A 19047-nucleotide genomic window follows, 5' to 3' on the forward strand; every position below is an offset into this window, starting at 1 on the left:
ACTACAGCGAGACAATGTCCTTCAGCACCAGCAGGTGCTGCTCGAACAGCTTCTCCGGGTCCGAGAAGGTGCCGGCGCCGTACTGGCCGAAGACTTCGAAGCTGACAACGCCAAAAATGGCAGCCCAGACGAGCGTGCCCCGCACGATCAGGTCATCGCTGGCCGCCAGGTCCATTTCTTCCCGAATGCGCGAAAGATCCACCGACAGCTGACCCTGACTGGTCGTGCCATGCGGAATATCAGGCAACGCCTCGCCCGTGCCGGATCGGTAGGCGTCGTCGAATATCCGAACAAGCGCCCTGATGACACGTGTACCGGGCCCGGTGGTTTGCTCCGCGGGCGCGTGATAACCCGGCACGGGACTGCCGAAGAGCAGAGCATAACGGGCCGGCTCCCTCAGAGCCCAGCCGCGCACCGCATGTGCGAGCGCGAAGAACCTTGCCGCGTGATCGGAGGCGGGTGCCAGTGAGACGGCGTGGTCCACTTCGTCGCCGAGTTCCGTATAGGCATCGACCACGAGGAGCGTCAGGAGTTCGTCCCGGCTCTTCACGTATCGGTACACCGCCGAAGAAACCAAGCCCAGTTCCCGGGCGATGGCCCGCAGCGAGAGTGCGGCAGCTCCATGAACGGCGAGGTGTTCCCGTCCTATCCGGGTGATGTCCTCCATGGTTTGGGCGCGGGCACGTTCGCGGGGTGTGAGAGCCATGCATCCATGCTCCCCACCCTCGAGAGCGGTGTCAACTTTAGAGAGCGGTGCTCTTGACAGGACCATCGACTGCGCGCATCCTTATGCGAGAGCAGTGCTCTCATTTGAATCCATCAAAACTTGCATCGATCAACCAGGAGAAGAAATGGCGCAGCTGTACATAGTCACTGGAGCCGGCCCGGTGGGCTGGACCGTGGCAGAACAATTGGCGGGCCAGGGCGCACGGGTGCGGATCCTTACCCGCTCGGGGAGCGGTCCGGACCTTGCCGGCGTCGAGCGTGTCCTTGCCAATGCATCAGACCAGCGGGAAATGGAAGTAGCCGTCGACGGCGCGGCAGCCGTCTTCCACTGCATTCATGGTTCCGCCTACACCGCCGCTGCCTGGGAAGCGGAACTGCCCCTCGCCGAGCGGGTTGTGCTGGAGGCGGCAGCGAAGGCAGGCGCCGTCGTCGTCTTCCCGGAAAGCCTGTATTCATACGATCAGCCGGATGAAGTCATGACCGAAGGCTCTTCCCGGGCAGCCGCCACAGGCAAACGCGGAGTGCGCGCCGGGCTGCTGCGGGAGCGGGAAGCCTCCGCTACGGCGACGGTCAGCGTGGTCTCGTCTGACTTCTACGGGCCCCGGGTCCGGACCTCCCATGCCGGCGAGCGCGTAATCCCGCGGGTGTTGGCCGGAAAGACCTTCCGGCCGCTGGGGGACGCGGACCTACCGCACTCCTTCACCTATGTTCCCGACCTCGCGGCAGCCATGATTGCGGCAGCCCGGAACAAGCAGCTCTGGAACTCCGTACTGCACGCACCGACAGCTCCTGCTCCGACACAACGCGGGATCGCCCAGGAGTTCGCTCGTGCCGCCGGCGCACCAGAGCCACGGGTCCGCCCGATTCCAGGCTGGATGGTCCGCTCGCTCGGAAAGGTCACGAGCGACATGCGGGAGCTCGCGGAGATGCTGTACCAGTTCGAGAACCCGTTCGTGATGGACTCCGCGCGCAGCGAGGCACTCCTTGGACTCCGACCTACTCCTCTCCGGGACGGCGCGGCCGCGACTGTGAGCTGGTGGCAGGGGCAGGAGGCTGCGGCGGACGCCCCTAAGATTATTCAGTGACCCTCTCGATTTGGCTGGCGCTGGTCGGCGCCCAGACGCTCATCAGCTTCACTCCGGGAGCCGGTGCCGTGAACACCATGAGCAACTCCCTCACGGTGGGGTTCCGGCGTTCCATGTGGGGCATCCTCGGCCAGCAGGTGGCCCTGCTCGTGCATATCGCCGTGGTGGCCGCCGGAGTCGGGCTCCTGGTAGCCGGGTCGCCGCTGGCCTTCAACATCATCCGCTATGCAGGCGCCGCCTACCTGGTGTACCTCGGCATCCGGAAGTTCCTCGAACGTCCGATTCCCGCCGAGCAGGCCGCCACGCTGCACGCCGAAGGCGCGGTGTCGATGTTCCGCCGGGGACTCTGGGTGAACCTGCTCAATCCCAAGGCAATCGTGTTCTTCCTGGCGTTCGTGCCGCAGTTCATCCGGCCGGAGCAGGAGCTTCTGGGCCAGTACGGTGTTTTGGCGGGCACCGTCGTCGTTATCGATGTTCTGGTGATGTGGCTCTTCTTCGCCGCGGCGGCGCGCTCCTTCAGCCGATTCACCAGCGGTCCGCGCGGACAACGCCTGCTCAACCGCATCTTCGGCACGCTGTTTGTCGCCGTGGGCGCACTGCTGGCATTCTCCTGATTCATGGCACACAAGCCGGCAAACGCCGTCCTTCCGCTCATCATCGCCGTGGACGGCCGATCGGGCGCGGGCAAAACGACGCTGGCGGTGGAGCTTACAACGCTGTTGCGGGAACACCACACCGTGAGCCTGTTCCATCTTGAGGACATCTACCCCGGCTGGGACGGTCTTGCCGACGGTATGGAGCGGTACGTCCGCTCTGTGCTCACCCCGCTCGCATCCGGGCTGCCCGCCCGGTGGGCGGCCTGGGACTGGACCGCGAACCACGACGGCGACACCCGCCTCACACAGCCCGCGGACATTGTGGTGGTGGAGGGAGTGGGCGCGGCGTGCGAAGCCGCGCGTGAGTTCCTCGACGTGGTCGTCTGGATCAACGCCGCCGACGACCTCCGACGCACGAGCGCACTGACCCGTGACGGCGACACGTACGCTCCGTTCTGGCAGCGCTGGTCCGACCAGGAGGAACACTGGCTCGCGGGAGACCATCCCGCACCCCACGCCGATCTGCTGGTGCAGGGTCACCGCGGAAACGCTGTCCCGGATCAGCTTCGCCGCGCCCTGAGCGGGTTGCCCCAGTGCGAGTTCCTCATGTCGATGGAACGGGCGGCGCGGCGCGGCCTCACACTGCAGGTCGACACGATCGAGACGTTCCCTGAGGCCGCAACGGTGTTCCGAGAGCTCTACGGGGCGGCCGCCTCGGCCGTCTGGCTGGACAGCTCCACCACCGAGGACCCCCAGGGCCGCAGCCGGTTCTCGATACTGGCGGACGACGGCGGACGGTTCGGCCAGCTCGCCCAGCACACCGACGGCACCACCTCGGTCACCAGTGGTCCGGTCACCGCGCGTATCGCCGGGCCGTTTTTCCGCTGGCTCGACGGCGTATGGGGCAGGCGGGCCGTCCGGCTGCCCGACACCTACCCCGGTCCGTTCGCCCTCGGTTGGCTCGGCTACCTCGGCTACGAGCTGAAGCGGGAAACCGGCGGTTCCACCACACCGGGCACCGACATGCGCGGCACGGTCCCGGACGCCTCGCTGCTCTTCGCGGGCCGCGCCGTCGTCCTCGATCAGCGAGATCGGCGCACCCACCTTCTGACCCTGCGTGACGGCTCCCGAGACACTGACGCCGATGCCTGGCTGGAACGTGCTCGCGCCGTCGTACTCTCGGGCGGAACTGCTCCGGCTCCGGCCGAGCCGCTGCCCGCTCCCCGCTTCTCCGCACGCGATACACGCGAGCAGTACCTGGAGAAGATCCGCACGGCAAAGGCGGAGATCGCCGACGGCAACTCGTACGAGGTGTGCCTGACAACCGCCCTCACGGCTCACGCGGAGGGTCCGGTTCGGCCCTTCGAGGCCTACCTTGAGCTGCGGCGTGCCAACCCGGCTCCGTTTGCGCACTACTTCTCTTTCCCCGGCCTTGCTATTGCCAGCACCTCGCCGGAGCGGTTCCTCCGGCTCGACTCGTCCGGCGGGATGCGCGCCGAACCGATCAAGGGCACCCGGCGCCGCTCCGCCGATCCTGACGAGGACGCCGCCCTGCAGGCCGAGCTGCGCACCAGCACCAAGGACCGCGCGGAAAACATCATGATCGTGGACCTGCTGCGCAACGACCTCTCCCACCTGGCCATCCCCGGCACCGTCACGGTGAGCCGCCTGTGCGACATCGAAACGTACGCAACGGTGCACCAGATGGTCAGCACTATCGACGCGCAGCTGCGGCCCGGGTCCTCCCGCGCCGAAGCAGTCGCCGCCGCGTTCCCTGCCGGTTCCATGACGGGCGCGCCGAAAATCAGCACCATGGTTATCCTCGACCGGCTCGAAGGTGCACCGCGGGGTGTCTATTCGGGCGCCGCCGGGTACTTTTCGCTCGATGGGGCAGCGGACCTCGCCGTCGTCATTCGTACGCTCGTGATGGAGAATGACGACGACGACACCCGCCTCACGCTCGGCGTAGGCGGCGCGATCACGGCCGATTCCGACCCGTCCGAGGAGTGGGAGGAAGTGCGGACGAAGGCGTTCGGGGTATTGTCCGCGCTGGGCTCGTCCTTTCCGGCATAGTCCACATTGCTCGCTGCACGCGGCCTTCCGTCACCTCATCCCGTGTGGAAGCATTGAACAGGCAAAGGACGGATCAACGAAGGAGAAAGGTCATGACCAGCTCCCGCGATGAAAACACGCCCAGCCTGGACGATGTTCAGGAGCCGGACAACGAATTCCTGCCCAACCGGATCTACCAGGGGCACGCAGGAGAGCCCGAACGCCTGGATGATGACGCCCTGGCGGCAGCCACGGAGCAGGAGCGGGTCGACGCCGGGCTCATCGACTACGCACTAGACCAGGTTCCGGACGCCACCGATCCCCTCCCTGAGGAGGCCTCTGACGAAGCGGACTGGGCACAGCGCGGCCTGAACGAGGAAAGCAATCCCGATTCCTGAGAACGCCGGCCCATAGCGCTCGCCCCGGGGCCCTCGGTCGCTAGGCTGGTGCCCATGACTGTTCTGGTGTTCCTGGACTCCTCCTCCCCCGCCGGCCGGATCGCTGACGCGACGCAGCCGCAGCTCAAGGTCACTGACACCGGGATCACGCGCGGCGACGGCATCTTCGAGACCATGCTCGCCGTCAACGGCGCGCCCCGGAAGCTGCAGGCGCATCTGGCCCGGCTGGCGACCTCTGCCGAGGCGCTGGAACTGAAGGTGCCGCCGTCGGACGCGTGGGAACGCGCCATCGCCACCGCGCTGAAGGAAACCGGCGACGACGGCGAACTGGTGGTCAAACTCGTCGCCACCCGCGGGGAGGAAGGGGCCGGTGCGACCTCCTGGGTGCTGGTCTCACCGCTACCCAAGGGGCTGCGCGGGCAGCGCCTCTCGGTACTCCTCCTGGACCGCGGTTATGACAGCACCGTCGCGCAGCGCGCGCCGTGGCTGCTGATGGGGGCCAAGACTCTCTCCTACGCGGTGAACATGGCCGCCCTCCGCTACGCCCGCTCCCACGGCGCCCACGACGTCATCTTCACCTCCACCGACGGCAAGGTGCTCGAAGGCCCGACGTCGACGGTCCTGATTGCCCGGGTGACCGACGGCGTCAAGCAACTCATCACACCGCAGCTGGAGAGCGGGATCCTGCCCGGAACGTCGCAGGGGGCCTTGTTCGCGACCGCCCGTGATGCGGGCTGGGAACTCGGTTATGGCCCACTGGTGCCGGAGGACCTGTTCAACTCCGAGGGCGTCTGGTTGATTTCGAGCGTCCGCCTGCTCGCCGAAGTCGGGTCGATTGACGGGAAGCCGGTCACGGTGTCTCCCGAGTTGACCGCCGAACTCGGAGCCCTGGTGCAGGCAGTCTCCTGAACCGGAACATATAGCGCACGCGCAGGCGTTACCGCACATTACGGCACAGCGTGGCAGACCGGGTTACCGGTGCTAGGTTCAATCCGGAGTAACGAGCGCCAGTGCCAAGCCCTGACTTGCTGGCCGGCAACCCTCTTTCACGGCGGGGTGCCTCAGGTGACTACTCGGCACACCGATCAGGATCCACGATCACCAGCGTGCACAGCGTGAGGAGACACAGTGTCACAGCATTACACCCCCCATCAGCAGCCAGGCAACGGCTACGCCGGAGACATCACGCCGCGCGAAGCGGTGGAACGCGTCAGCAAGGGCGCCGTCCTCGTGGATGTCCGCACAGTCGAGGAGTGGCAGACCGTCGGCGTCCCTGACCTCACCGATGCCGGGACCGTCCCCCTCTTCCTGGAGTGGAACCGTTCCGACGGCACCCGCAATGTCTCCTTCCTCAACCAGCTGAACGGCCTCAAGGGCAGGGAACTGCTGTTCCTCTGCCGCTCGGGCGTCCGCTCGGTTGCCGCGGCGCAGAGTGCAACGGCTGCCGGGCACACCGCCTACAACGTGCTGCACGGTTTCGAGGCGAACGGCGGCTGGCGCTCCAGCGGCCTTGCGACCACCGCCCACGCCGAATCCGGTACCCCTGAATCCGGCAGTGCCGAATCCGCGGCTGCCAGTCGGGCCAACGGGCAGGGCGACGCCGGTGAGTGAGTCCACGCCGTCGTCGTTCTCTCCGGCAGCGGGTCGGGAGCCGATCGCCGGCAACGGTGGCTACCCCCGGATCCAACGGCCGGACGACGACACCGCCGCCTGGTCGCCCGACACCCTCGCCGTCCGCGGTGGGCTCGCACGGTCCAATTTCGAGGAAACGTCCGAGGCCCTCTTCCTGAACTCGGGATTCGTGTATTCCTCCGCGGCTGCGGCGGAGGCCGCGTTCACCGGCGACGTCGACCGCTTTGTCTACTCCCGGTACGGCAACCCCACAGTCGCCATGTTTCAGGAACGACTGCGTCTTCTTGAAGGAGCGGAAGCGTGCTTCGCCACCGCCAGCGGTATGTCCGCCGTCTTCACCGCGCTCGGAGCGCTCCTGGCTGCCGGCGACCGCGTAGTCGCCTCCCGCAGCCTGTTCGGCTCCTGCTTCGTCATCCTGAATGAAGTCCTCCCGCGCTGGGGCGTGGAGACGGTCTTCGTGGACGGCTGGGACCTCGACCAGTGGGAAGAAGCGTTGAGCGTCCATACCACCGCGGTGTTCTTCGAATCCCCTTCGAACCCGATGCAGGAAATCGTCGACATCCGGGCAGTCGTGGAACTCGGCCATGCCGCGGGCGCGCAGGTCGTCGTGGACAATGTCTTTGCCACACCGCTGTTGCAGCGGTGCACGGAACTGGGTGCCGACGTCGTTGTCTATTCCGGCACCAAGCACATGGACGGCCAGGGCAGGGTCCTGGGCGGCGCAATTCTCGGCCGCAAGGAATTCATCGAGGGTCCGGTGAAGACCCTCATGCGGCACACCGGTCCGGCCCTGTCCTCCTTCAACGCCTGGACCCTCCTGAAGGGACTCGAGACGCTCTCCCTGCGGGTCAACCACTCCTCGTCCTCGGCGCTGACCCTCGCCCGCTGGCTGGAAGCTCAACCGGCAGTGACCTGGGTGCGCTATCCCCTGCTCGAATCTCACCCGCAGTTCGATCTCGCCGCTGCCCAGATGACGGCCGGTGGCACGGTGGTCACATTCGAACTGGACGCCCCCGAGGGCCGGGCGAAGGAGCGGGCGTTCGCACTGCTCGATGCGCTGGACATCATCGACATCTCCAACAACCTTGGCGATTCGAAGACACTGATCACCCACCCTGCCACCACGACCCACCGTGCTATGGGTGCTGAAGGGCGCGCGGCCATCGGGCTGTCGGACGGCGTTATCCGGCTCTCGGTGGGTCTTGAGGACGTAAGTGATCTTCAGACGGACCTCGGCAAGGCCCTCGCCGCAGGCTGAATCTGGGATTCAGCTGTGAGTTCGACCGCACATTGAACCATTCGGGGTAGTTCGAGCGTCTTCCCGGCAGAGGGGTCGAGTGGCCACTTCCACCCCCGGTGTTCAGGGGTGATCACGGGAGGAATCACCATGAGAAAAGCAATCCGCGTCCTGTTCGCCGTCATCGCCATCTGCCTGCTGGCGCTCACCGGCTGTGGCGGCTCAGATACCCAGAGCGAGGACATTCCCGCAGGTGAAGAAACCGCGATGGAAGCACCGCCTACCGAGGACCCGGCCGAGGTGGACCCCCCCGTGGAGGCAACCGAGGGGGATACCGAGGGGGCAACCGGCGAGCCTGCCGGTGGAGGAACAGTTGGAACCCCGCTCGGCGTCGCGGAAACCGACCTGGGTGAGGTGGTCGTCGATGCAGAGGGCATGGTGGTCTACGTCTTCACCAACGATGAGCCGGATTCCGGGGTCAGCGCCTGTGAGGGTGGCTGCCTGGAGGCATGGCCGCCGGTGCTGACAGACAGTGAGTCGCCCGAGGTGGAGGGCGTCACAGGAGAAGTGGGCACCATCCAAACGCCCGACGGCGACATGCAGGTCACGATCAACGGCATGCCGATCTACTACTTCGCTGAGGATGAGGCCGCGGGCGACACCAGGGGCCAGGGTGTGAATGAGGTCTGGTACGTCGTCGCTCCCGACGGCACGATGATCCAGTGACGGTCGGAGAGGTCTAACTTCCCGAGGCTGCATCCTGGGCAAGCAGCGCTGTCTTCAGGGAGCGTAGCGCATAGTGAAGACGGGATTTCACGGTCCCCTCCGGTATGGAGAGGGCCCGTGAAATCTCCGCCACGGTCTCGCCGCGGAAGTAGAAGTGCAGCACCACGTCACGGTGCTGCGGCGAGAGTTCGTTGAGCGCATCCGTCAGCAACCAGGACGTCAGAAGCTGCTCCACCTCGTCGTCGGAAGGAATTTCCGGGACCTCGTCCACGTCGAATTCGTGGCGGCGGAAGCCGCTGCGGAACGAGTCGACGAGGATGTTCCGGGCAACCACAAAGAGCCAGGCGCGAATCTCGAGCTCACTGTGTCCGCGCATGACCGGATGCTCCCACGCCCGCAGCAGGGTCAGCTGGACCACCTCATCAGCCAGGAAAGCGTCCGGGGTCAGGCGGCGGACGAACCGCCGCAACGGGCGCAGGTGGTTATCCCTGATGACGTTGAGCCAGTCCGGCTGTCCATCGGCCATGCTCGTTCCCCACACTAGACATCGCTAGACATCACACCGCAGTACCCGAACCACTGACGCGGTGCGACGTTGTGAAAACCCTGCCGCATCCCGCACCGGTTCTCTTCATGATGCACCTCCGAAGCGGGTTACGAACAGGGCTTGCTAACCGAGGATGAAGTTCCAGGTTCCCGCATATACCGCGGCGGTCACGGCGAGCCCTGCGATCAGCAGGCCCGCCAGAACGACGACGGCGTCGACGCGGCTGAACGTGCTCTCCCGGGCCCACGTGCGCGGACCGGCCCCGAAGCCACGCGCCTCCATGGCCACCGCCAATCTGGTGGCCCTCCGGATGGCCTGGACCATGAGCCCGAACGCCTGCCCGAGAAAGTTCCCGAAGCGTGCAGCCGGGTTTCCCTCATGGCTCACGCCGCGCGCACGCCGGGCGAGGCCGAGCGTCCGCCACTCCTCGAAGAGGAGCCCCACCAGCCGCATTCCCGCGAGCGCTCCCAGCACAAACCGGTGCGGGGCCTTCAACCGCTGGGCCAGCGCGTCAGCGAGGTCCGTCGGGTCCGTACTGGCGAGCAGAAAGAGCCCGGGAAGCGCGATCGCGAGCCCACGCAGTCCAATGGCCATTCCGGCGTTGACCGAATCCTCGGTGAACAGCACGGGCCCCAGTTCGAAGAGAACCCGCCCGGTCTTCTCCGCGAGCAATGCTGTGCCGTACGCCGCGACGATCGCCGCGACAACAAAGGGCCACGTCCGCAGCAAAAGCCTGCGCACGCTGATTCCCAGCAGTGGCAGCAGCAGCAGTTCACTGCCGAGAACGACGCCGGCACTCACCCAGTCCACGCTGAGCATCACCACCACGGTGATCACCACCGCGGCGAAGAGCTTCGAGAGCGGATTGGCCCTCGGGAGCACCCGGCCGGTGATCTCAGGGTTCAATACGTCGGCGCTCACGCCACCACCTCCAGCGTTGCGGAGGTTCCGTCGACGGCCACCACCCGGCTCCCGAGCGCAGCCGTGTACTCACGGTCATGGGTTACCGAGACCACGCAGGTCCCCCCGTGAATGAGTTCGGCGAGCAGGGCAACCAGCTCAGCCCAGGTATTGGCGTCCTGGCCGAACGTCGGTTCGTCCAGGATCAGGATGTCCGGGTTGGTGGCGAGCATTGTCGCAACGGACAGGCGCCGCTTTTCGCCTCCGGAGAGAGTGTAGGGATTCGCTTTCAGGAGCCCGGTCAGGCGTAGCCGCTCCGCGATGGGGTCAATACGGCGTCGAATTTCCGCTTCGTCGGAGCGGGCCACCCGGCGTGGACCGAATTCAAGCTCCTCGAGTACCGTATTGGTCAGGAACTGGTGCTCGGGCTCCTGAAAAACCGTACCGATCCGGCTCACCAGTTCGGCGGATTTCCACTCCGACGGCTTGGTCCCGGCTCCGCGGGCGAGCGGTTCAAGAGCGGTGAGTGTTCCGCCGCGCGGCCTGAGCAGTCCGGCGATGGTGAGCGCGAGCGTTGACTTTCCGGCTCCGTTCGGTCCGAGCACGCTGACCGCCTCTCCCGTCCGGAGGGTGAGGTCAACGTCGTCGAGCACTGCCCGTCCACGCTTTGACCGCGCGACGGCCAGCCCGGCCGCCTGCAGCAGGTCCGGTCCGGCCGAGGTTTCGACGGCGGGCGTTTCCGGCCGGTAGCCCGGCACCCAGACGCCGGCTTCGATGAGCCGCGAACGCGTTGACCCGTGCCGGAGCACTGCGTCCGGTTCACCGTCGGCGAGGATGCCGCCGTCGGAGTCGAGCACCACCACGCGGTCCACCACATCGGCCCACACCTCGACCCGGTGCTCCACCACCACGAGTGTGGCTGAAGTCCGGTCGAGCACGCGGACGACGGCGTCCCTCACCTCGATCACCCCTGCGGGGTCAAGGTTGGCGGTCGGCTCGTCGAGGAGCAGCAGCCCCGGCTGCATCGCGAGGACCGCCGCCAGGGCCAGCCGCTGCTTCTGGCCGCCGGAGAGCGCCGTGGTGGGATGATTCAACGCAACGTCGAGGCCGACGTCGTCGAGGGCCCGATGCACGCGCGGCCAGATCTCGGCGCGGGGCACGGCCAGGTTCTCGGCACCGAACGCTACCTCGTCACCCACCCGGGCCAGCACCAGCTGGGTGTCCGGATCCTGGAGGACCAGGCCGGAACGGCCGCGTGCAGCAGCCGGGCTGACGCCGTCGACCGTGAGTTCGCCGGCCTGCTCGCCCTCGTCCTGGTCACCCACCACCCCTGCCAGTCCATGCAGCAGCGTGGACTTCCCCGCGCCGGACGCACCGAGGAGCAGCACGCGCTGGCCCGCCTCGATGGTCAGGTCGATATCCCGGACCGCCCAGCGCACCCGGCCGGGGTGGCGCCACCCCCACCCCTGCGCCGTGATCGAGGCCGGGGCGGACACCCCCGTCGTGCTCATGCTAAACGTCGGCCGTGCGGCCCGCGGCGAAGGATGACAGCGCACCGGTCTTCGCGAGCCCACGGGTGGCGAGCCACGGCAGCACACCGGCGAGCACCACACCCGAAACGGCAGCGAAGACTCCGTACATCAGCTTGTATTCCATGGCCCACTCGACGTTGTACATGATGTTCTCGCTCACCGCGAGGGCAAGACCTGCGCTGAGGCCCGCGAGGATGGCCACACCGATGTTCCAGCGCCGGTAGAGGAACAATGCGAACACCAGCTCAGCGCCGATGCCCTGCACCAGACCGGAGAGGAGTACGGCCATACCGAACTGCGTGCCGATCAGCGCCGACACGGCCGCTGCCAGTACCTCGCAGTAGATCGCGGCACCGGGCTTGCGGATGATGAGCCCGCCGAGCACACCGGCGATGAGCCAGCCGCCGGAGTACAGTCCGGCCAGCGGCGGGTACGCAGCGGTCACGGCGGCAATACCGCTGTAACCGGCCGACCAGGCAAAGAAGATGACGCCTACGGCCACGGAGATGACTGAGGCGACCACAATGTCGACGACGCGCCATTCGTAGCGGCGGCGGGATGTGGACGGTGTAGGACTCTGTGTTGCAGTCATGATTGTTGATCCTCCTGGGTACAGGAGGGGAAGGCCTTCCGGCAGGGCGCCGGTCGCCCTGAGAACTCGACTCCCTTCGCCGGTACTAACCGGATCAGGTTCGAGGGTCTGCGGTGGTCCGCACTCTCAGCGCCCACCACATGCGTGGCTGCGCTCCCCTGTCGTTGTTTTGAGCGATACCAACTGTACACCCGCCGGCCGTGGTACCGGCGTCGTGGTCGTCCATCGATGGTCCCGATAACGCTAGGCTGGGACCAAAGCTAAGCCGACTGAAGGAGGCACCATGAATACGATCTTCAAACTGATGGGTGTTGGACTGGGCCTTGTGGCGGGCCTCGTAGGCACGCAGGTGGTGGACTTCATCTGGAAGCGGGTGACCGGAAACGAACCGCCGAAAGACACTGAAGGTCTGGAGAACAGCCTGCGGTCAGCGCTCGTGTTCGCCGTGATATCCGGTACGGTCAGCACCACCATCCGCGTGCTCACCAACCGCACCACGCAGCGCGCCATCCGCCGCTACGAGAACACACGCCACATCACGTAAGCGTCAGTCGTCGGACGCGCGGTCGCCCGCCTCACGGCGCCGGGTGGCCGCGTGTTCCACGACCTCGTCCAGCTCGTCCATGCTGAGCAGGTCCTTCCGCAGGTGCCTGGTGCGGTAGCCGGCGCGCCCTACCATGTGCGCCGAGACCGGCGCCGTGAGCAGCTGGAAAACCCAGCAGACAATCAGTACGGGCACAACCGCCCACGAGCGCTGCTCCACTGCAATTGCCAGCAGAAACAACAGCAGCCCAAGAACCTGCGGCTTTGTTGCCGCATGCATGCGGCTCAGCAGGTCCGGAAACCGCATAAGCCCGACGGCGGCCGCCAGCGACATGAGCGCCCCGCCAAGGAGCAGGACCGCGGTAAGGATATCCAGGGCAGCATCCATCGGCGGCTCACTTCCTTTCGATGACGAATCGGGCAACTGCCACCGAGGCGATGAACCCGATGAGGGAGGTGGCCACCAGGATTACCAGAGTGTTGGTGTGGCCGTTGAACACCATGTCCGCGGCCAACGCCCCGCCGACGATGGCCAGCAGTACGTCTACGGCAATGACACGGTCCAGAATCGTCGGTCCGCGAGCCGCCCGGTAGATGGCGCAAACGGCCGAGACGCCGAGAACCGCAGCGATGACGCCGAGCATGACGGTCATGGGCGTCCCCTTTCCTCGAGGTGATGAGGGGCGGCGGTGAGCAGCAGTGCCAGGTCCTCCCTGGTTCCCATCACACGGATCAGCCACTCCTCGGTGCGCCGGACATTCCGGCGCACCTTTTCTGCGTCATCGGGGCCGGCGACATTCAGGCAGTGCAGGTAGAGGGTGGAAGTGGAGCGGTCCACTTCGATCACGAGAGACCCCGGAATCAATGAGATGGCGTGTCCGGTGGCCGTGACCAGGAGGTCGGATGGGCTGCGCAGGCGTACCGCAACCACAGCGTTCTTCAGCCGCGGGCCATGGGTGAGGGCCAGCCAGAACACCTGGAAGCTGGCCAGCACCAGCTCGTACACAAAGCGCACGGCGAAACCGGCAGCGTAGAACACATTGAAGCGTCCACTGAGCTCGACCGGCGGCAGGTAGAGCAGGTTTGCCACGGCGAACGCGATGATGGCACCGAAGATCAGGTTGCCCGGGCTGAAGTCCTGCCAGAGCGCCCCCCAGACAAGAACGAGCCAGATCAGCAGCGGCAGTTCGACCCGGAACGGGATTCGTTGTCTGGTCATGGCGTGGCACCTGCCGCTTCGGTAGCACCGTCGCCGAGTACAGCGTCGATGTAGGGGGTTCGCTCAAGCATTTGTTGTGCGGCCTGTTCGCTCAGGGCGAAAAGCGGTCCTCCCATAATTGTCAGGCTGACGCCCAGCAACACCAGGCCGGTGGTGGCTCCGACCATCGACCGCGGGAGCAGGTTCACGGGGTTCCTGCCCGCGAACTTTCCGGTACTGTGCCCGGAGACCCTCCGCGAGGTGGTTACGGCGGAGCCGTCGGGCGACGTCATCAGCAGAATCGGGTCCGGGTGTGTGGCGTCCTCCGGCTGGCGCCAGAATGCCCGGTTCCACACACGTGCAACCGCCAGCAGGGTGAGGAGGCTCGTCAGTACGCTTGCCCCGACCAGCACGTACGCCAGGGGTGTCCCCAGCTCCACGCCCGCCTTAAGCAGTCCCAGCTTCCCGAGGAATCCGGAGAACGGCGGGATGCCCGCAAGGTTCATGCCCGGTATGAAAAACAGCAGTGCCAGGAACGGGGAGAGCTTCGCAAGGCCGCCGAGGCGGTCCATGTTGGCCGTTCCCCCGCGTCGCTCGATCAGCCCGGTCACGAGGAACAGGCTGGTCTGCACGATGATGTGGTGGGCAACGTAGTACACCGCGGCGCCGAGGCCGATCACCGTTGATACCGCGAGCCCGAAGATCATGTAACCGATGTGGCTGATCAAGGTGAAGGAGAGCATACGTTTGATATCCGACTGCGCGAGGGCACCCAGGATGCCCACAATCATAGTGAGCATCGCTACCACCATAAGCAGCGTGTTGATGCGGTCTCCGGGAAACAGGAGAGTTTCGGTCCGCACCATCGCGTAGACGCCGACCTTGGTCAACAGGCCCGCAAACACGGCAGTCACCGGGGCGGGCGCGGTCGGATAGGAGTCGGGCAGCCAGAAGGCCAGCGGGAAGACCGCAGCCTTGATGCCGAACGCGACCAGGAGCATCAGATGCAGGACCATCTGCGTTGCATGGTCGATATCCGCGAGCTTCAACGCCAGGTCGGCCATGTTAATTGTGCCCGTGGCCGCATAGATCATGCCGATGCTGATCAGGAACAGCAGCGACGAAACGACGCTCACGACGACGTAGGTTACGCCCGCGCGGATCCTCGGCGTGGTGCCGCCAAGGGTCATGAGCACATAGCTCGCCGTGAGCAGGATTTCGAACCCTACATACAGGTTGAACAGGTCACCGGCAAGGAACGCGTTCGAGACTCCGGCCACCAGAATGAGGTAGGTGGGGTGAAAGATCGAGACCGGGGCGTCCTTATCGCCGTCGGTCATGCCCTGCCCCGTGGCGTAGATCAGGACGGCGAGGCTCACCGCCGAGGAAACGACCAGCATCAGGGCAGAAAATTGGTCCACTACCATCGTGATGCCGAACGGCGCGGCCCAGTTGCCGACGAAGACCGCCGTTGTGCCCCTCCCGCTGGTATCAACGAGAAGGAAAATTTCGATCAGCAGTGTCACACAGAGTGTCGTGATGCTGACCGTGCGCTGCGCCCTGGAACGACGGATGAGTACGAAGGCCAGCGCTGCACCGAAGAAGGGCAGCACTACCGCCAGAGGTGCCAGGTTCACGATGTTCATCGCCCCTCCGTCCGCGGTTTGCCCGGTCTTCTGCCGGTTGCCGTCCGCTGGGCGCCCGGCGCTTCCTCGGCCTCCTCGACCGGCGTGAACTCCGTTGTTTCGATGGGTATGTCCGCGTCATCCTCAGCATCGAAGCTGCTCTGGGACGCCACCCGCCGGTCTTCGATGTCATCCTGGACTTCGTCCTGCCGTCCGAGAATCCACGACCGGTAGATGATGCCGAGCACGAAGGCAGTCACGGCGAAGGAAATGACGATAGCCGTGAGGATCAGCGCCTGGGGAAGCGGATCGCTGTAGTCCTCAGCGGGGATATCGGATGCGTAGAGCGGGGCCCTGCCCCCTGGCCCACCCGCGGCCAGAAGCAGCATGTTCGCCCCGTTGGCAAGCAGGATCAGGCCCAGCAGAACGCGGGTCAGGCTACGCTCCAGGAGCAGGTAGATGCCCGCGGCGAAGAATCCGCCCATGACGACGAGCAGCGTGATGTTGACGCTCACGGAACCACCTCTTCTTCCGGTTCCCGGGGTGTCTCCGGCGCTCGGGGCCCGGCGTCCATGGTTGCCGTTGCTTCCTCGCTGCGTTCGTCGATCTCAGATCCGAGGCTGCGCAGCACGTCGAGCACCAGACCGACCACAACCAGGTAGACGCCGATGTCGAACATTGTCGAGGTCACGAACTTTATGTCCCCGAAGACTGGCCACGTCAGCTCGATGATTGCGCTCTGGAACACCGCGCCGCCGAGGAACAGCGGCACGATGGCCGTGAGTGCAGCCGTGGCCAGTCCGCTGCCCAGTAACAACCCTGCGCTGATAGGAGTTGCTTCAGCGAGTTCGAAGCGACCGCCTGCCAGGTAGCGGATGGTCAGTGCCAGTCCGGCCATGAGTCCGCCGGCGAATCCGCCACCGGGCGCATTGTGGCCTGCGAGCAGGAGGTAGATCGAGAAGACGATGATTGAGTGGAACAACAGCCGGGTAATCACCTCGAAGATGATCGAGCGGCGTTCAGGGGCCAGCGTCCGACCTGCCACAAGCCAGGCATCGTTGACGGAACTTGCGAACTTCTTGGCCAGCTCGAGCGCTGCGGCCTCCCGGCCGTACGCATCGAACGGTTCCCTGTTTCGCCCGACGGTTCCGCTCTCCACTCCCTCAGCGCGCACCCGTCCGTCGCCGCGGCCGCGGATGAAGATCAGGCTTGCCACGCCTGTTGCCGCGATTGCGAGGACGCTGATCTCGCCGAAGGTGTCCCAGGCCCGGATGTCCACCAACGTGACATTGACGATGTTGGCGCCGCCGCCGTCGTCGTACGCCAGCGACGGGAAGCTCAGCGAGATGGGGTCCGCAACCCGCGACGCCATCGCAGACATGGCGATGGTAACCATGACCACACCGAAGGAAATACCCAGCACCGCCCGGAGCAGCCGGTGCTGGACTCCCGGTTCCCGTTGCCGCAGACGTGCCGGGAGGGACCGCAGCGCGAGTACGAATGCGACCAGCACGATGGTCTCGATCAGCAGCTGGGTCAGCGCGAGGTCGGGGGCGCCATGCAGCGCGAAGATCAGCGCCATCCCGTAACCGGTGATTCCGACCATGAGGACGGCCATGAAGCGCTTGGTGGCGCGCAGTGCCGCGACCAGGCCAAGAAGGACCGCGACGCCGGCAATGAGCTGGGCGGGGGAATCGGCCAGGCGCCAGGCCCGTGGGAGCGGTGCGTCGAAGATGATCAGTGCCGAGAGCGGAGCGATGATCGCCATCGACAGGATGATGAACAGGTAGAACGCGAGTGAACCGCGCTGTGTACGGCCAGTGAGCCAGACTGCTACGTCGTCGAGCACGCCGATGACGCTCTTGTAGTTCCGTTCCGCGTCGATGTCCGGGGCGATCCGGGCCTGAATCCGCTCGAAACGGTCTCGCATCAGGAACAGCGCGAGGCCGCCCGCGATCGAGAGCAGGGACAGGAACAACGCTGGGGTGACTCCGTGCCACAGCAGCAGGTGCGGCGTCTCTTCCGCGGCCGGGAAGGTACGCACGTACGGCTGGATCGCCGCGTCCAGCGGAGCGGGCAGCACACCGAATACAACGGAAGCAACGGCAAGCAGCGCCGGGGCGAAAAGGAAGGACGGCTCGACGCGTTCGAAAGGGGTCGGTGTGGCGGATTTCCGCGCGAAACCGCCCCAGATGAAACGGGCGCTGTAGGCCAGGGTCAGCATGGAGCCAAGGATGATTCCCACGAGAGCCACCACGCCCAGCACACCTTCCTGCGCTTGGTGGATGAAGGCTTCGAGCACCGACTCCTTTGCCACAAAACCCAGGAGGGGCGGTATGCCTGCCATGGAGGCCGCAGCGATGACGGCGACGGAGGCCAGCACGGGCGCGGACCGACCGACTCCGCAAAGCTTCCGGATGTCGCGCGTGCCCGACTGGTGGTCGATGATACCGACCACCAGGAAGAGGGTCGCCTTGAAAAACCCGTGCGCGAGGAGGAGACCCAGCCCGGCGAGCGCCGCCTCCTGCCCTCCCTGGCCGACCACGATGGTCAGGAAACCGAGCTGGCTCACCGTGCCATACGCGAGGAGTAGCTTCAGGTCATGCTGGCGAAGTGCGCGCCATCCGCCGAAGATCATGGTCGCGAGCCCGAGGCCGAGGACAACCGGGGACCACAGCAGGTTCTCGGAGAACCCGGGGGCAAAGCGCGCAATGAGGTAGATGCCGGCCTTCACCATGGCGGCGGCATGCAGGTAGGCGCTCACCGGCGTCGGGGCTGCCATGGCGCTGGGGAGCCAGAAGTGGAAGGGCACGAGCGCGGACTTGGAGATGGCGCCGACGAGGATCAAAACGATCGCCGTCTCGATTGCCGGGCCGGTGAGGGTTTCGGCACGGGCGAGGATGTCCGACAGGCGGTAGGTTTCGGCCGACTGTCCCAGGATGATCAGGCCCACGAGCATGATCAGGCCGCCGAGCGTCGTCACGATGAGTGCCTGCAGCGCTGCCCGTCTGGCCGAAAGGCGGTGCCGGGAGTAGCCGATCAGCAGATAGGACAGAACCGTTGTCAGTTCCCAGAAGATGAAGAGGAGGATGAGGTCATCGGCGATGACGAGACCGAACATCGCGCCGGCGAACGCCAGCAACTGGGCGCCGAAGGGGCCGATGTCGGCGTCATCCTGTTTGAAGTAGCGCGCGCAATAGAAGAGCACGAGGGATCCGACGCCGAGAACAAGAATGCTGAGCACGGCCGACAGTGCGTCCATGCGGAAGGCCAGTTCCAGCTGCAGCTGCGGAATCCAGGGAACGACGACGGACGGCGGCGCGTTGGGTTGGCCGCTGGCGCTGACCTGTGCTGCTCCGGTGTAGTCAGCGAAGGTGGCGAGGAGCCAGACGAACCCGGCCGCAGGTACGGCGGCTAGGACATAGAACGCCGAGCGCCCCATCAGGCGGAAGATCAGTGGCGCTACTGCGGACACCGCGAAGAGGGCGGTGAGCACAAGCAGCACGATGATCTCCTGAACTCTCTGATCGAGACGGTCAGCTGACGGTCAAGGGCGTGACTACATTCTACCCGTGGCATACACTGCTCCTCCGGCAGGTTCCGCCCTCCGCGCAACGCCCAAGGCGCGTGGAATAAGCAGGGACTCGAACCAGTTTTT

Annotated in this window: 20 protein-coding genes and 2 riboswitches; of the genes, 9 read left to right on the forward strand and 11 right to left on the reverse strand. The window is 65.7% G+C overall.

Going from position 1 to position 19047, the window contains the following annotated elements; all coding sequences use genetic code 11:
* Position 1: 1 nt before the first annotated feature.
* The gene (locus AC4D1W_RS09725) at positions 2-706 is read right to left on the reverse strand and encodes a TetR/AcrR family transcriptional regulator (RefSeq protein WP_490898621.1); all 705 of its coding nucleotides are present in this window, start codon (positions 704-706) and stop codon (positions 2-4) included.
* Positions 707-851: 145 nt separating this feature from the next.
* Between AC4D1W_RS09725 and AC4D1W_RS09730 the strand changes: the two genes are divergently transcribed.
* From AC4D1W_RS09730 to AC4D1W_RS09765, 8 genes are all read left to right on the forward strand, one after another.
* Positions 852-1811 carry an NAD-dependent epimerase/dehydratase family protein gene (locus AC4D1W_RS09730; RefSeq protein WP_490898622.1) on the forward strand — a complete coding sequence of 320 codons (960 nt, stop codon included), beginning with the start codon at positions 852-854 and terminating at the stop codon, positions 1809-1811.
* Entirely contained in the window at positions 1808-2425 is a 618-nt protein-coding gene (locus AC4D1W_RS09735) for a LysE family transporter (protein ID WP_490890106.1), read from the forward strand. The genes AC4D1W_RS09730 and AC4D1W_RS09735 overlap by 4 nt, the downstream gene beginning before the upstream one ends.
* 3 nt (positions 2426-2428) lie before the next feature.
* Entirely contained in the window at positions 2429-4480 is a 2052-nt protein-coding gene (gene pabB / locus AC4D1W_RS09740) for an aminodeoxychorismate synthase component I (RefSeq protein ID WP_490898623.1), read from the forward strand.
* 92 nt (positions 4481-4572) lie between these two features.
* Positions 4573-4857 carry a hypothetical protein gene (locus AC4D1W_RS09745; protein WP_490898624.1) on the forward strand — a complete coding sequence of 95 codons (285 nt, stop codon included), beginning with the start codon at positions 4573-4575 and terminating at the stop codon, positions 4855-4857.
* A gap of 54 nt (positions 4858-4911) precedes the next feature.
* The gene (locus tag AC4D1W_RS09750; protein WP_490890110.1) at positions 4912-5766 is read left to right on the forward strand and encodes an aminodeoxychorismate lyase; all 855 of its coding nucleotides are present in this window, start codon (positions 4912-4914) and stop codon (positions 5764-5766) included.
* An 87-nt stretch (positions 5767-5853) separates the two neighbouring features.
* Positions 5854-5979: riboswitch (SAM riboswitch) on the forward strand.
* A 6-nt stretch (positions 5980-5985) separates the two neighbouring features.
* A complete protein-coding gene (locus AC4D1W_RS09755) occupies positions 5986-6468 on the forward strand; it encodes a rhodanese-like domain-containing protein (RefSeq protein WP_490898625.1) in 483 nt (160 codons plus the stop codon).
* 70 nt (positions 6469-6538) lie between these two features.
* Positions 6539-7747: an O-succinylhomoserine sulfhydrylase gene (locus AC4D1W_RS09760; protein ID WP_490898686.1), complete on the forward strand. Its 1209-nt coding sequence runs from the start codon at positions 6539-6541 to the stop codon at positions 7745-7747.
* Between the two features lie 129 nt (positions 7748-7876).
* Positions 7877-8452 (forward strand): COG4315 family predicted lipoprotein, encoded by a 576-nt coding sequence (locus AC4D1W_RS09765; RefSeq protein ID WP_490898626.1) that lies wholly within the window; start codon positions 7877-7879, stop codon positions 8450-8452.
* A 13-nt stretch (positions 8453-8465) separates the two neighbouring features.
* Here the strand turns inward: AC4D1W_RS09765 and AC4D1W_RS09770 are convergent, their stop codons facing one another.
* The 4 genes from AC4D1W_RS09770 to AC4D1W_RS09785 all read right to left on the reverse strand — a co-directional run bounded on the left by AC4D1W_RS09770 (position 8466) and on the right by AC4D1W_RS09785 (position 12023).
* Positions 8466-8978 carry a sigma-70 family RNA polymerase sigma factor gene (locus AC4D1W_RS09770; protein WP_490890115.1) on the reverse strand — a complete coding sequence of 171 codons (513 nt, stop codon included), beginning with the start codon at positions 8976-8978 and terminating at the stop codon, positions 8466-8468.
* Positions 8979-9122: 144 nt separating this feature from the next.
* Positions 9123-9920 (reverse strand): energy-coupling factor transporter transmembrane component T family protein, encoded by a 798-nt coding sequence (locus tag AC4D1W_RS09775; RefSeq protein ID WP_490898627.1) that lies wholly within the window; start codon positions 9918-9920, stop codon positions 9123-9125.
* The gene (locus tag AC4D1W_RS09780) at positions 9917-11410 is read right to left on the reverse strand and encodes an ABC transporter ATP-binding protein (protein WP_490898628.1); all 1494 of its coding nucleotides are present in this window, start codon (positions 11408-11410) and stop codon (positions 9917-9919) included. The genes AC4D1W_RS09775 and AC4D1W_RS09780 overlap by 4 nt, the downstream gene beginning before the upstream one ends.
* 1 nt (position 11411) lies before the next feature.
* Positions 11412-12023 (reverse strand): ECF transporter S component, encoded by a 612-nt coding sequence (locus AC4D1W_RS09785; RefSeq protein ID WP_490890119.1) that lies wholly within the window; start codon positions 12021-12023, stop codon positions 11412-11414.
* Positions 12024-12077: 54 nt separating this feature from the next.
* A riboswitch (TPP riboswitch) is annotated at positions 12078-12193 on the reverse strand.
* Between the two features lie 113 nt (positions 12194-12306).
* Here AC4D1W_RS09785 and AC4D1W_RS09790 point away from each other — a divergent pair.
* Positions 12307-12567 (forward strand): DUF4235 domain-containing protein, encoded by a 261-nt coding sequence (locus tag AC4D1W_RS09790; RefSeq protein ID WP_490890120.1) that lies wholly within the window; start codon positions 12307-12309, stop codon positions 12565-12567.
* Between the two features lie 3 nt (positions 12568-12570).
* Here AC4D1W_RS09790 and mnhG read toward each other — a convergent pair whose 3' ends face one another.
* The 6 genes from mnhG to AC4D1W_RS09820 are packed head-to-tail and all read right to left on the reverse strand — an operon-like array spanning position 12571 to position 18894.
* The gene (gene mnhG / locus AC4D1W_RS09795; protein WP_490890121.1) at positions 12571-12954 is read right to left on the reverse strand and encodes a monovalent cation/H(+) antiporter subunit G; all 384 of its coding nucleotides are present in this window, start codon (positions 12952-12954) and stop codon (positions 12571-12573) included.
* A 7-nt stretch (positions 12955-12961) separates the two neighbouring features.
* Positions 12962-13219, reverse strand: coding sequence for an MrpF/PhaF family protein (locus tag AC4D1W_RS09800; protein WP_490890122.1), 258 nt, complete (start codon positions 13217-13219; stop codon positions 12962-12964).
* Complete coding sequence (locus AC4D1W_RS09805) at positions 13216-13785, reverse strand: Na+/H+ antiporter subunit E (RefSeq protein WP_490890123.1); 570 nt, start codon at positions 13783-13785, stop codon at positions 13216-13218. Before AC4D1W_RS09805 ends, AC4D1W_RS09800 begins: the two co-directional genes overlap by 4 nt.
* Positions 13782-15410, reverse strand: a complete 1629-nt coding sequence (locus AC4D1W_RS09810) for a Na+/H+ antiporter subunit D (protein ID WP_490898629.1) — start codon at positions 15408-15410, stop codon at positions 13782-13784. Before AC4D1W_RS09810 ends, AC4D1W_RS09805 begins: the two co-directional genes overlap by 4 nt.
* Positions 15407-15904 carry a Na(+)/H(+) antiporter subunit C gene (locus AC4D1W_RS09815; protein WP_490890126.1) on the reverse strand — a complete coding sequence of 166 codons (498 nt, stop codon included), beginning with the start codon at positions 15902-15904 and terminating at the stop codon, positions 15407-15409. The genes AC4D1W_RS09810 and AC4D1W_RS09815 overlap by 4 nt, the downstream gene beginning before the upstream one ends.
* Positions 15901-18894, reverse strand: coding sequence for a Na+/H+ antiporter subunit A (locus AC4D1W_RS09820; protein WP_490890128.1), 2994 nt, complete (start codon positions 18892-18894; stop codon positions 15901-15903). The genes AC4D1W_RS09815 and AC4D1W_RS09820 overlap by 4 nt, the downstream gene beginning before the upstream one ends.
* Positions 18895-19047 lie beyond the last annotated feature (153 nt).

It is taken from the genome of Arthrobacter sp. TJ-170 (assembly GCF_058269305.1).